This window comes from Microcoleus sp. PH2017_09_SFU_O_A (assembly GCF_020738625.1).
Lineage (GTDB): Bacteria > Cyanobacteriota > Cyanobacteriia > Cyanobacteriales > Microcoleaceae > Microcoleus.
In genome coordinates this window covers 1-13,785 of the sequence record NZ_JAEQCF010000096.1, presented here as the reverse complement: position 1 = coordinate 13,785, position 13,785 = coordinate 1, and the positions used below count along the sequence as shown (strand labels likewise).

The following is a 13,785-nucleotide window of genomic DNA, read 5'->3' as shown; positions in this document are numbered from 1 at the left end:
GGTGCGCGGCGCGCACCCTACAGACTAAGGGTGATGACGTTTTTGGTGCCACTGCCAAGCGTGAGTTACAATATCCTTAATGTCGGGATATTCTGGAGACCAACCTAAGGTTTCGATCGCCTTTTTGCTGCTGCCAACCAAACTAGGCGGGTCTCCCGGACGCCGATCGCACTCCACAGCCTTAATCTCTTTTCCCGTCACTTGGCGGGCTGTTTCAATCACCTCTTTTACCGAAAACCCGCCACCGTTGCCCAAATTAAAGAAATCTGATTTGCCGTCATTTAGCAAATATTCTAGCCCTAAAATGTGAGCTGACGCCAAATCGTTAACGTGAATGTAATCGCGAATGCAAGTACCGTCAGGAGTATCGTAATCGGTGCCGAAAATTGCGATCGAATCTCGTTTTCCCAAAGCAGCGAACAACACCAACGGGATCAGGTGAGTTTCGGGCTTGTGATCTTCTCCTAACAACCCGTTCGGATCGGCTCCAGCGGCGTTAAAATAGCGAAAACAAACAGACTTAAAATTGTACGCCGCGTCAAAGTCTGACAAGATCCTTTCTACCATTAACTTAGTAGCACCGTAGGGATTGATCGGATTTTGCGGGTGGTCTTCGGTGAGGGGGATTTTCTGCGGTACGCCGTAAGTCGCGCAAGTAGAAGAAAACACCAATTTCTTAATCCCAGCAGCAATCATCGCTTCCAAAAGTGTAATCGTGCCGATGACGTTGTTCCGGTAATATTTAGCTGGATCGGTAACAGATTCGCCGACGTAAGCGTAAGCAGAAAAGTGCATTACCCCTGCAATGTTGTGGGTGGCGAACAAGTTGTCGAGAAGTGCGCGATCGTTTGTATCACCAACTACTAACCCTACTTGCAAAACCTGCTCTACTATATCTCGGTGGCCGTAAACTAAATTATCTAAAATCACTACACCGTAACCGGCATTTTTCAGCGCTAATACTGCGTGAGAGCCAATATATCCAGCTCCGCCTGTTACCAAAATTGTTGGTTTTTCTGTACTCATATTATTCTGGGTTGTTTTGTAGCTGTAACTGTCGATGAGATTGCAATACGGTTGGGTTAAGCCTGTTTATGCCCCGGAGATCCCCCTCGCATCCCCCTTAAGAAGGGGGACGAAAGAGAATTCTCTTGTCCCCCCCTTTTTTAAGGAGGCTGTGAGAATTCTCTTGTCCCCCGATTTTTAAGAGGGCTTTGAGAATTCTCTTGTCCCCTCATTTTTAAGGTTTGTGAGAATTCTCTTGTCCCCCCCATTTTTAAGGAGGCTGTGAGAATTCTCTTGTCCCCCCCTTTTTTAAGGGGGGTTAGGGGGGATCGGCGTTAACTGCAACTGTGGATTATCTTGTGAATTTACCAGCTCAATCGATGAACTTGAGGCGACCAATTTGGATGTAATCAAATATCCGATTGATTTGATATCGATCCTCCTCTGAAATTTTATCATCAGATAGGATCGTAGAAGTCAAAACTAAATGTTCCCGGCGAGAGATTTTGCCAGACGTGACAATCCGATCGACCATTTGAGAAATTGTTAAGTTGGATTTGTTTTGAGATGTTCGCATTTATTCGATCGCATTTATGTCAGAATATTTAAAGCTGCTGGGAGTTCTCGACCTAAAAATCGTCTGTACCAGACTGCAAAGCAATTTGTGGAACAGCAGAAACAATGTATCAGAGTTTTACTTCCAAAGATAGATGCGCTGATTATAGAATTCTGCATTATGCCTTCGGAACACGCTCACAATATTTTAATTGTATAATATTTTTTCTAGAGAGGCTGTTTTCTATGCAGGTCTATCGGATTCCGGTACTGTCGGACAATTACATTTTCTTGCTGTACGACCCCGATCGCCATACAGTAGCAGTGGTCGATCCAGCGCAAGCAGAACCGGTCTTGCAGCAAGTGCGATCGCTCAAAGCCGAATTAATCGCAATTTTCAACACGCACCACGATCGCGATCACGTAGGCGGCAACCAGCAACTGATCGATCGCTTCCCCCAAATTACAGTTTACGGCGGCGCCGAAGACCGAGGCAGAATTCCCGGACAGCAAGTATTTTTACATCAGGGCGATCGCGTTGAATTTGGCGATCGAACCGCCGAAATTTTCTTCGTGCCCGGCCACACAAAAGCCCACATAGCCTACTATTTCCCGCCCAGCAACCCAGGGGAAACGGGCGAATTGTTCTGTGGAGACACTTTGTTTGCTGGAGGCTGTGGCAGACTCAAAGAAGGCACTCCCGCCCAAATGCTAGCTTCCCTCGAACAATTGCGAAACTTGCCCGACAATACCAGAGTTTGGTGCGCCCACGAATACACGCTGACAAACTTGCAATTTGCCATTAGTGTAGATCCCGACAATCCTGAGTTACAGCAGCGCTTGGCAGCAGTTAAAGAAGCTCGCAGCCGATCGCAACCTACAATACCATCATCGATCGGCATCGAGAAAAGCACAAACCCCTTTTTGCGCTGGGATTTTCCTAGTCTTCAGTCAGTCGCCAACAGTCAAGATTCAGTGCAAACCTTCGCTCGATTGCGCGGGATGAAAGACCGATTTTGACAGTTGACAGTTGACAGTTGACAGTTGACAATTGACAGTTGACAAAAGAAGGAAGGGTCTTGGAGTAATGAATCGTCTGATTTTAATTTTTCTTTAAAAAGGAGAGGCTTTCAACCAATTCTTTCTGGTATAGCCCTTCTCAAAAAAGTGAGCTATGACATATGCCCTATGCCCATGCGTACCTCATCTTTTTGAGAAGGGCTATAAATGTCTGTATTGGGTTAAGTTGGGGGCACGAACCAAAGTAAAAGGCGATCGGTCTAAACATCAGAAGAGCCGTGGCACTGGAGGAAAAATAGACCGCTATATTGGGTAAATGCGATCGCCATTTACCGTTAACACCAAGATAGCCTTGCCAAAATTTGCGATCGGGTTTAGTTAAAGCAATTGGGTTTTTCGTTACCTGCGCGCAAGTGCGATCGGATCGCCCTCGAAAACAAGCAACAGCAGGCGATCGCAATCTACAGAAACGTTGAATAATGATGAGACCGATCGCTCATTTGCCACAGCCAGAAAATTGCCTCTCGCCTTTGCTTACACAACTGGTCAAGGCGTGGAGCTCTGGTATAAAATAAATTGTCGAGATATTGAAATTCCAGCAGAACGATCGACATCTCTCTGAGGTTTGAATTGTCAGCCTGTTTGCATCAAAAGTTTTTGTGATTATTTCCTTATATATAATTGATGAGTACGATTAGCTTTGCCACAAGTAAAACGATCTTTGTTAAAAGATGAAAAATCTAGGCAATACTGAACCCCAAGCGAAAATAGACTCCTCTGTTTCAGAGGATTCTAACAAAGCACTCAACCCGAGTGCAGCTTTGCAAACAGATGTAGGGATGGTTCTGCAATTGGCAGACGGCAGCATTCAGGCGTGCAATTCTCGCGCCGAGAAACTGTTGGGGATGACAGCAGAACAAATGCAGGGAAACACTTCCATCAACTGTCCGTGGCAGACTCTGCGTGAAGATGGCTCGGATTTTCCTGGGGAGACGCACCCGTCTATGGTGGCGCTGCAAACCGGGAAACCCTGCTCAAATGTCATCATGGGCTTCTATCAACCACAGGGAGAATTGATTTGGTTGAAGATCAATTCTCAACCTTTATTTCAGGGAGATCGATCGACTCCCTACGCCGTAGTTACCACCTTTATAGAAATCGGTCAACCTGGGCCAAGATTCGTCGGTGACGCGCCCGCCCAACAACAGTCAGACACCCTCGAAAGTATTTCCGACGGGTTCTTTGCTTTGGATCGAAACTGGCGGTTTACCTACGTTAATTCTCAAGCGGCGCGGTGGATAAATCGACTCTCGAAAGATTTGATCGGCAACACCGTTTGGGAAGAGTTTCCCGAGTCTGCGGGCAGTTTGTTCGATCAGGAATTTCGCCGCTGCGCCACAGAGCAAGTTACAGTTAGTTTTGAATCTTTTTATGGGCCGCTCAATGCTTGGTATGCGGTACGAGCTTATCCGATCGCATCGGGAATTGCCGTTTATTTTCAAGATGTTACCGAGCAGAAAGCCGATCGGGCTGCTTTTATTAAACAAGGGCAAACGGCGCACCAACAACTAGCAGAAATCGAGGCAATTTATGCTAGCGCGCCGATCGGACTTTGCTTTATCGATACCGACTTGCGATTTGTCCGCATCAACTCGCGCCTCGCAGAAATTAACGGAGTTCCCGCCGCCGCCCACATCGGTAAAACATTGCGCGAAATCTTGCCGCAACAAGCTGATGATTTAGAGCCGCTTTACCGAGAAGTTATAGCCACTAAAGTTCCCGTCGAACAGCTCGAAATTCACGGGGAAAACTCAGCGCAGCCGGGAGTAGAACGTAGTTGGCTGTTGAGTCTCTATCCGCTGAAAGCCCAGGACGATCGCGTGTTGGGCGTGAATGTGACAGTGTACGAAATTACCGATCGCAAAGCTCGCAAAAAAGAAATTCAACGGCTCAACCAGGAACTACAGCGCAGAGTTAACGAACTGCAATCAATATTTGATGCTGTACCCGTCGGGATCGCGATCGCCCACGATCCAGAGTGTAATGTAATTCGCACTAACAGGTTTGCTCAGTCGATGCTAACAGTGCGGCCGGATGCCAATGTTTCTGCAAGCGGAGACGAAGCCGCACTCCTTCCCTTCAGACTGCTTAGCAACGGCCAGGAAATCCCGCCAGAAGAGCACCCAATGCAGCGGGCGGCGGCTTCGGGTGCCGAATTGCGAGATGCGGAATTTCAAATGGTGCGATCGGATGGGGCGACGTTTGATTGGTTGATGAATGCGGTGCCGTTATTTGACGCACAGGGCGCAGTCTGCGGCTGTGTCTCGGCGTTTGTGGATATTAGCGATCGCAAACGAGCGGAGGCAGCTTTGCGCGACTCTGAGGAACGCTACCGCACTTTGTTTGAGTCCCTAGACGAAGGCTTTTGCGTCATCCAAATACTGTTTGACGACAACCAAAAGCCGATCGATTACCGCTTTTTGGAAATCAATCCGGCCTTTGAGAAACAAACCGGACTCGTACAAGCTGCGGGCAAAACTGCGCGGCAGCTCGTTCCAGAACTCGAAAATTATTGGTTCGAGATCTACGGCAAAGTTGCGCTGACAGGCGAACCAGCGAGCTTTGAACACGGCTCCGAAGCCATGAACCGCTGGTTTGAGGTTTCAGCGTTCCGCACGAGCGAGCCCCAGAGCCGCAAAGTCGCCATACTTTTCAAAGACATCAGCGATCGCAAACAGGCGGAAAATCGCCTGCGGGAACAGTCAGAGCAACTGCGGCTGTTCGTCAAACATTCGCCTGCGGGGGTGGCGATGTTTGACCGCCAGATGCGGTATATGCTGGTGAGCGATCGCTGGCTGGAAAGTTACGGGCTGGGCGCTCAAAACATTGTAGGTCGATCGCACTACGAGATATTTCCAGAATTGTCCGATCGTTGGAGACAAATCCACCAGCGCTGTCTGGCGGGAGCAGTCGAAATGTGTCCAGAAGATCCGTTTCCCCGCGCTGATGGTTCGATAGACTGGGTGCGCTGGGAAATTCACCCTTGGCGAACCAACAGCGGTGAGATTGGCGGGATCATGATTTTTTCCGAAGTAATCACCGATCGCAAAAACGCTGAACTCGCGCTGCAATTGGCAAACCAGCAAGTCAGCAATATTATCGAAAGTATTACCGATGCCTTTATCGCGATCGATGCACAATGGCGCTATACCTACGTTAATGCCACTGCTGAAAAACTTCTGGTGCGATCGAGAAACGACTTGTTAGGTCGATCGATCTGGGAGATATTCCCCGCCGAAGCAGAATCCAACTCAAGGCTGTATCAAGAATTTCATCGAGTCGTTTCCGAGCAAGTTTCTGTCAAGTTTGAAGAGTTTTCGCCGTCGCTTCAAAGGTATATAGAAGTCAGCGTCTATCCAGCAGCCGATGGACTTACGGCTTATTGGAGCGATATTGGCGATCGCAAACGCACAGAAGAAGAACTGCGGCAAAAAAATGCAATTTTGAACGTAATTAACGAGTCAGCGCCCACGCCAATTTTTGTTAAAGATCGACAAGGATGTATTATTTATGCCAATCCAGCCACCCTGGAGGCGCTGGGAAAACCTGCTGCTGAAGTAATTGGCCGGCGCGATCGCGATTTATACGCAGTAGCAGAACTGGGAGCCACAGTCTCGGAAAACGATCGGCGGATTATGGAATCCGGTCAAACAGAAATCGTCGAAGAATCTCCCGATGGCGTTCGGACTTTTCTGGGAATGAAAGCTCCCTACCGCAACGAAGCCGGAGAAGTAATCGGCTTGATTGGCATCTCCAACGACATCACAAAACGCAAGCGAGCCGAAGTCGCACTGCAAGAAAAAACGAAGTTACTCCAAGTAATTATAGACAGCATTGGTGACGGTTTGATTCTCGCCAACCAACAAGGGGAGTTTGTGCTGTTTAACCGCGCCGCCGTGAGAATATTCGGTCAGCTAACCAATGAAAAATCCTCTCAGGAATGGTCGAGCACCTACGGACTATTTTTGCCAGACCAAAAAACCCTTTTCCCCGAGGAGGAACTACCTCTAACCAGAGCAATCAAAGGTGAATATGTCAATGATGTAGCGATATTTGTCCGCCACCAAGATTGCGAAGATCGCTGGATCAGTATCAGCGGTTATCCGGTAGTTGATACCAGCAGAGAAATCACAGGCGGAGTGATTGTCTGTCGGGATATCACAGAACGCAAACAATCAGAAGCCGCGCTGCAAGAGAGCGAACAGCGATTCCGCTATATGGCTAACAACGCTCCATTTATGGTCTGGGTAACAGACTCTACAGGCTACTGCACTTTCTTGAGCGACAACTGGTATGAATTCACAGGTCAAACTGAGGAAACAGGTTTGGGATTTGGTTGGATAAACGCGGTGCATCCAGAAGACCGAGAATACGCCCTTAACGGATTTTTGAGGGCCAACGAACGCCAGGAACATTACAGCATGGAATTTCGCTTGGGGCGCAAAGATGGCGGATATTCTTGGGCGCTGGATGCGGCGGCTCCCAGATTTACCGACAGCGGACAATTTGAGGGTTATATCGGTTCTGCGATCGACATTACAGAGCGCAAACAAGTGGAAACCGAGCGCGATATGGTTCTGCAATTGGAACAAACGGCGCGCGCGGAAGCCGAACGAGCTAACCGGATTAAAGACGAGTTTTTGGCGGTGCTTTCTCACGAGTTGCGATCGCCCTTAAATCCGATTTTAGGCTGGTCGCAACTGCTGCTCGGCGGCAAACTGAGCGCGGCTAAAACCGCCCAAGCCTTCGAGACGATCGAACGCAACGCCCGACTGCAATCTCAATTAATCGAAGACTTGCTCGACGTGTCTCGGATTCTGCAAGGAAAACTCAGATTGAATGTTGCTCCGGTGAATGTCGGCACCATTATCTTGTCTGCTTTGGAAACCGTGCAACTAGCAGCCGAAGCTAAAAAGATTCAAATTCAAACAATCTTAAATCCAGATATCGGACTCGTTGTCGGCGATACAGGTCGCTTGCAGCAAATTGTGTGGAACTTGTTATCTAACGCGGTGAAATTCACGCCCGAAGGCGGTCGAGTAGAAGTTAAATTAGCGCAAATCGCACACGAAGTTCAAATTCAAGTTTCAGACACGGGTAAAGGGATTATTCCCGATTTCTTGCCCTATGTTTTCGAGCATTTCCGACAAGAAGACGGCGCCACAACTCGCAAATTTGGCGGTTTGGGATTGGGATTGGCGATCGTCCGCCAACTGATTGAACTTCACGGCGGAAGGGTGTTTGCAGAAAGCCCCGGAGAAGGTCAAGGAGCGACGTTTACGGTGAGATTACCGCTATTAAATGATGATTCTAGAACGCAGGATGAGACAGAACGTCATTCATCTGAGAGTGCCAATCTTTCATCTTTGCCGCTCGCTGGATTGAGAATTTTGGTAGTAGATGATGAGCCGGACTCGCGCGATTTTGTCGCCTTCGTGCTAGAGGACGCGGGTGCAGAGGTGATTTCCCTGTCATCTGCTGCTGAGGTGCTGCTGTCGATCGCCCAAACTGCACCGGATCTGATCGTCAGCGACATCGGAATGCCCGAGATGGACGGGTATATGCTGATCCGTCACATCCGCACTCAGCTCGCGCCCGAGTATCGGGGGCTAGTGGCGATCGCCCTAACAGCCTATGCTGGAGAAGCCAACGAGCGTCAAGTTTTGCAAGCCGGATTTCAAAAGCACTTATCTAAGCCGATCGATCCAACCCAGTTAGTTGCTACAGTAGCGCGGGCGATCGGCCCAAAGCTAAAAAACCCATAATAGGTTCGCAGTCAGTTGACAGTTGACAGTTGACAGTTGACAGCTTGTCAGTCAGATCCGTCGAAGGGTTGACGGTTGACAGTTGACAGAAGTCCCACGGAATAAGGATGAGATATCATTTTTGGTGCATTCATCCGTCTACAGCGAAGGTGGTGCAGAAATCGGAGAAGACTCTTCGTCCTTACTACGAACCTGATTAAGAAGGACTCTTAGTCCTGTCAACTGCCAACTGCCAACTGCCAACTGCCAACTGCCAACTGCCAACTGCCAACTCTTCCTTCTCCCTTGCGATCGCCCGTCAAACTTCGCTATTATAGAAAGTTGCAGTTAAAACCCCACAATCAACGATCATGGCCAAGCGCGTCCAATTAGTTTTAAACAAAGATGTCAGCAAACTCGGCAAAGCTGGCGACGTAGTAGAAGTAGCCCCAGGCTACGCCCGCAACTACCTAGTACCCCAAGGAATGGGATTTAAAGCCACTCCCGGCATTCTCAAGCAAGCAGCCCGCCGCAGAGAAGAAGAAAGACTGCGCCAGCTAGAGCTCAAGCAGCAAGCCGAAGTCCGCAAAACCGCCCTGGAAGCAGCCGGGCCTTTCATCATCTCCAAGCAAGTCGGCGAAGGAGACGCGATTTTTGGTACAGTCACCAACCAAGAAGTAGCAGAGCTGATCTTCAACTCTACCAGTCAAGAAGTCGATCGGCGCGGCATCACCCTGCCCGAAATTCGCGGCACTGGTACATACAAAGCTGAAATCAAACTCCACGCAGAAGTTACCGCCGAAGTTGATGTTCAAGTTGTCCCGATGTAATTTGGTATTGGGAATTGGGAATTGGGAATTGGGAATTGGGCATAGGGCATAGGGAATTGGGCATAGGGAATTGGGCATAGGGAATTGGGCATAGGGAATTGGGCATAGGGCATAGGGCATAGGGCATAGGGCATTGTCATTTGTTTTTCCACTAACCACTAACCAATAACCACTAACCACTAACCAATAACCAATAACCACTAACCAATAACCACTAACCAATAACCAATAACCAATAACCAATAACCAATAACCAATAACCAATAACCAATAACTATTGACTAATGAGCGATTTGATGCCGACAAATATAGAGGCAGAGGAAGCAATTTTGGGCGGGATTTTAATCGACCCCGAAGCTATTTCCCGAATTTCTGAAATCTTGCGACCAGAGTTTTTTGCCATCACCGCTCATCAAGTCATTTATCGATCGGCATTAGGGCTATTTTTGCAAGGTCAACCGACGGATTTAATGACCGTAACGACTTGGCTGACGGATCGCAACCAGTTAGAACAAGTCGGAGGATTAACTAAATTAGCACAATTAGTCGATCGCACAGTTTCAGCAGTCAACATCGACCAATATGCAGCTTTAGTCGAAGACAAATATCAGCGGCGCCGATTGATCGAAGCGGGCAACAACATAGTACAATTAGGTTACGAGACATCAGCGCCACTAGAAACAGTCTTAGACCGTGCCGAACAAGAAGTTTTCGGCATCACTCAAGACCGCCCGCAACAAGATTTAGTATCGATCGGCGAAACCCTAAACCAAACATTTCAAGACTTAGAAAATCGCAATGAAGGCCTCACGCTTCCCGGTATTCCGTGCGGTTTTTATGATTTAGATGCCATGACAGGCGGCTTTCAGCGATCGGATTTAATCATCGTTGCTGCCAGGCCGGCAATGGGCAAATGCCAAGCAAGCTCTACCATAACGCTTCAAAGCGATGGAAGCCTTGCTACCATTGAAGAAATCTATCAAAAACGTCAAGCTGAATTACTAACTTTAGGAAAAGATTGGAAGTTTCATCTAACTAGACCATCTGCTTTTATAGATGATGGAATTAAGCCTGTATTTCGCGTCACAACCAGATTGGGACGCTTTATAGAAACTACAATTACACACCCATTTTTAACAATTAAGGGTTGGCGGCAGTTGGGGGAAATACAAGCAGGCGATAAAATTGCTGTACCCCGCAGGATGGATGTTTTTGGTAAAGAAACCATTCGTGACTGTGAAGTTAAGTTATTGGCTTATCTAATTGGCGATGGGTGTTTGACACGCAGCGCGCCGCACTTCACCAATGGAAATACTGCTATACTAGAAGACTTTGCTAAGGCTGCTACTAGCTTCGGAGGTCTTAGGCTGCGATACAACGATCAAGGGAGACGCGCACCAGAATATTACGTCATGGGCGATCGAGACAGTTACAAAGACAAAATATCTTTCTTTGGTCTGAATTTGCAAAAAGTCCTTAAAGAACAACATTTGTATGTTAAAGAATTTGCTAAAATATTGAAGGTTTCACCCGATTTAGCCTCGGATTGGGTGCTAGGATTGGCATTCCCAAAGCAAAAATTATTTAGTCGCATTTGTGAAACTTTAGATGTCGCTCCCAAAAAACTAGCCGGCCCGGGAATGGAGGCTATTAATACCTTGCATCAAAACCCGCTGAGATACTGGTTAGAAGAATTAGGTCTGATGGGAAAAAATGCTCACCAGAAAACAGTACCAGACATAGTTTTTAGATTGGAGCGATCGCAAATTGCCCTTTTCCTCAACCGCCTCTTTTCCACTGACGGCTGGGCTACCCTACTTACCAGCGGTCAATCTCAACTAGGCTACTGTTCTGTCAGCGAAGGACTAGCTAGACACGTACAGCATCTACTGCTGAGATTTGGCATCATTGCCGCCCTCAAAAAACGTTTAGTTAAATATAAAAATACTCGTAATCCAGCTTGGTTTATAGATATTACTGATGCTATATCTATCAAAATATTTATATCAGAGATTGGCATTTTTGGCAAAGAAGAAGCATTGTTTAAAGTTAAAGAAGCACTAGAAAACAAAAAATCTCACAATAACCGTGATTTAATTCCTGTCGAGGTTTGGGAATACATAGCATTAGCCAAAGGCAACGAATCTTGGGCATCCTTAGCAAAACGCGCAGGCATCAAAGGTTATTCCAATATTCACGTTGGTCAACGTGCGCTGTCCAGGCAAAGACTTTTGGTTTTAGCAACTGCTTTAAATAATTCGTGGCTGAAACAACTGGCAGATAGCGAGGTTTACTGGGATGAAATAGTTTCGATCGAACCGATGGGAAACAAGCAAGTCTATGACTTAACTATCCCGGAGACACACAATTTTGTGGCTAATGATATCTGCGTTCACAATACGGCCTTTTGTACCAACATCGCGCACCACATCGCCGCCGGAGGGCAAAAATTACCGGTTGCCGTTTTTAGCTTGGAAATGTCGAAAGAACAGCTAGTGCAGCGTATTCTGTCCAGTGAAGCCAAAATAGAAAGTAATAGGTTGCGATCGGGCAGAATCAGTCAAAATGAATGGGAACCCATCAGTACAGCCATTGGTAACTTATCAGAACTACCGCTGTTTATTGATGATACTCCTAATATTACCGTGATGGAGATTCGCTCCAAAGTCCGCCGCCTCCAAGCAGAACAAGGCGGATCTCTCGGATTAATCTTGCTAGATTACCTGCAATTAATGGAAGGTAGCAGCGACAACCGCGTGCAAGAATTATCTCGAATTACAAGAAGTCTCAAAGGTTTAGCCCGCGAGATCAACGTGCCGATTATTGCTTTGTCTCAGTTGAGTCGAAGTGTGGAAGCCAGGACAAATAAGCGGCCGATGATGTCGGATTTACGGGAAAGTGGATGTCTGAGTGGTGATAGTTTAGTTACTATGGCTGATAGTGGATTAGAAGTCCCGATTCGCGATTTGGTCGGTAAATCTGGCTTTGCTGTTTGGGGATTAAATTCACATACCCTGAAACAGGAAAAAGCGATAGTGACTAATGCTTTTTGTACAGGGGTAAAGCCAGTCTGGGAGATGACAACTAGCTTGGGAAATTCAATTAAAGCAACAGGCAATCATAAGTTCTTTGCATCAGATGGTTGGAAGCGTTTAGATGAATTAAAAATAGGCGATCGGATTGCTATACCTCGATCTATTCCTTGTACTGAAGTGCAGACGATGGGTAATGCTGAATTAGCTTTACTAGGACATTTAATTGGTGATGGTTGTACTTTACCCCGACATAGTATTCAGTACACGACGCGAGAATTAGATTTAGCTGAATTAGTTGCACATTTGGCTACAGAAGTATTTGGTGATGAAATTAATTCCCGTATCAAACGCGAACGTGATTGGTATCAAGTTTATCTCCCTGCTAGTTATCATCTCGCTCCCAATATTAAAAATCCGATTACTAAATGGCTAGAACAATTAGAAGTCTTTGGTTTACGTTCCCATGAAAAATTTATTCCCAGTTTAGTATTTACCCAACCCCAAGAATCGATCGCTCTTTTCCTTCGACACCTATGGGCAACTGATGGTTGTATCAAACCGGCTAAAGGGAAGAAATGTCTTTATCCAGCTATTTATTATGCCTCTAGTAGCGAGAAGTTAGCCAGAGGAGTCCGTTCTCTGTTGCTTAGACTGAACATCAATGCGGCTGTCAGAGTTGTTTCTCAAGGTGGAAAAGGGCGTACACAATATCAAGTTTGGTTGGGAGGAAAGTCAGATATAGAAATATTTGCGAATGTAATCGGTGCAGTTGGTAATTATAAAAAATCCAGTTTAGAAGATGTGAAAGTATATCTCAATAATTCTGAATGTGGGAAGACAAATCGGGATTTAATTCCGAATGAACTTTGGCGAACTCAAGTCAATCTTGCCCAAAAACGCCTTGGTTTAACCATCAAACAGATGCAAGATTGCTTGGGTATGCGTTATTCAGCCACAACGGATTACAAATGTGATATTGGTCGAGAACGCACACATCAGTTAGGGAATATTTTGGATGCCGAAGAGATATGCAAGCTAGCTGTTAGCGATATCTATTGGGATAAGGTGAAGAAAATTGATTTTTGTGGTGAAGAAATGGTTTACGATATAACAGTCGAAAATCTTGAAAGCTTTGCCACACAAGGTTTATATGCCCATAATTCGATCGAGCAAGACGCCGACTTAGTAATTATGCTTTACCGTGATGAATACTATAACCCTGATTCGCCCGATCGCGGAATTGCCGAAGTAATCATCACCAAACACAGAAACGGCCCCACAGGAATCATCAAACTATTATTTGACGCTCAATATACCTCCTTCCGCAATCTCGCATCTCCGAAGCGCTCTTAAGAAGGAAGAAGGAAGAAGGAAGAAGGAAGAAGGAAGAAGGAAGAAGGAACACACAGCAAGCTTGAGCGCGATCGATATTTTACGTTTAATTAGGGCTTGCTGAAAAATCAATCACATATTGCGTGGCATAGGTTTAGATGGCGCGAGGGAGAAAAAAGTGCAAGATAAACAGGTAATATAGAT

7 protein-coding genes are annotated in these 13,785 nt (G+C 46.6%); 5 read left to right on the top strand and 2 right to left on the bottom strand.

The genetic code is table 11. The features are described from left to right. Positions 1-24: 24 nt before the first annotated feature. Positions 25-1,026, bottom strand: coding sequence for a UDP-glucose 4-epimerase GalE (gene galE / locus JGK16_RS28145; RefSeq protein ID WP_293178400.1), 1,002 nt, complete (start codon positions 1,024-1,026; stop codon positions 25-27). Positions 1,027-1,378: 352 nt separating this feature from the next. Then, positions 1,379-1,582, bottom strand: coding sequence for a hypothetical protein (locus tag JGK16_RS28140; protein ID WP_293178403.1), 204 nt, complete (start codon positions 1,580-1,582; stop codon positions 1,379-1,381). Between the two features lie 224 nt (positions 1,583-1,806). On the opposite strand from JGK16_RS28140, the gene gloB reads away from it, so the two are divergent. The 5 genes from gloB to JGK16_RS28115 all read left to right on the top strand — a co-directional run bounded on the left by gloB (position 1,807) and on the right by JGK16_RS28115 (position 13,602). Beyond that, positions 1,807-2,580 (top strand): hydroxyacylglutathione hydrolase, encoded by a 774-nt coding sequence (gene gloB / locus JGK16_RS28135; RefSeq protein ID WP_293178406.1) that lies wholly within the window; start codon positions 1,807-1,809, stop codon positions 2,578-2,580. 472 nt (positions 2,581-3,052) lie between these two features. Beyond that, positions 3,053-3,202 (top strand): hypothetical protein, encoded by a 150-nt coding sequence (locus JGK16_RS28130; RefSeq protein WP_293196482.1) that lies wholly within the window; start codon positions 3,053-3,055, stop codon positions 3,200-3,202. Between the two features lie 109 nt (positions 3,203-3,311). Beyond that, positions 3,312-8,405: a PAS domain-containing protein gene (locus JGK16_RS28125; protein ID WP_293178409.1), complete on the top strand. Its 5,094-nt coding sequence runs from the start codon at positions 3,312-3,314 to the stop codon at positions 8,403-8,405. A gap of 350 nt (positions 8,406-8,755) precedes the next feature. Then, positions 8,756-9,214, top strand: coding sequence for a 50S ribosomal protein L9 (gene rplI / locus JGK16_RS28120; RefSeq protein ID WP_293127513.1), 459 nt, complete (start codon positions 8,756-8,758; stop codon positions 9,212-9,214). A gap of 284 nt (positions 9,215-9,498) precedes the next feature. After that, positions 9,499-13,602, top strand: coding sequence for a replicative DNA helicase (locus JGK16_RS28115; RefSeq protein WP_293193354.1), 4,104 nt, complete (start codon positions 9,499-9,501; stop codon positions 13,600-13,602). Positions 13,603-13,785 lie beyond the last annotated feature (183 nt).

Excerpts from the sequence above, each read along its gene's own strand:
- JGK16_RS28125 (WP_293178409.1), top strand. The coding sequence starts at position 3,312 with ATGAAAAATCTAGGCAATACTGAACCCCAAGCGAAAATAGACTCCTCT.
- JGK16_RS28115 (WP_293193354.1), top strand. The coding sequence starts at position 9,499 with ATGAGCGATTTGATGCCGACAAATATAGAGGCAGAGGAAGCAATTTTG.
- JGK16_RS28140 (WP_293178403.1), bottom strand. The coding sequence starts at position 1,582 with ATGCGAACATCTCAAAACAAATCCAACTTAACAATTTCTCAAATGGTC.
- gloB (WP_293178406.1), top strand. The coding sequence starts at position 1,807 with ATGCAGGTCTATCGGATTCCGGTACTGTCGGACAATTACATTTTCTTG.
- rplI (WP_293127513.1), top strand. The coding sequence starts at position 8,756 with ATGGCCAAGCGCGTCCAATTAGTTTTAAACAAAGATGTCAGCAAACTC.
- galE (WP_293178400.1), bottom strand. The coding sequence starts at position 1,026 with ATGAGTACAGAAAAACCAACAATTTTGGTAACAGGCGGAGCTGGATAT.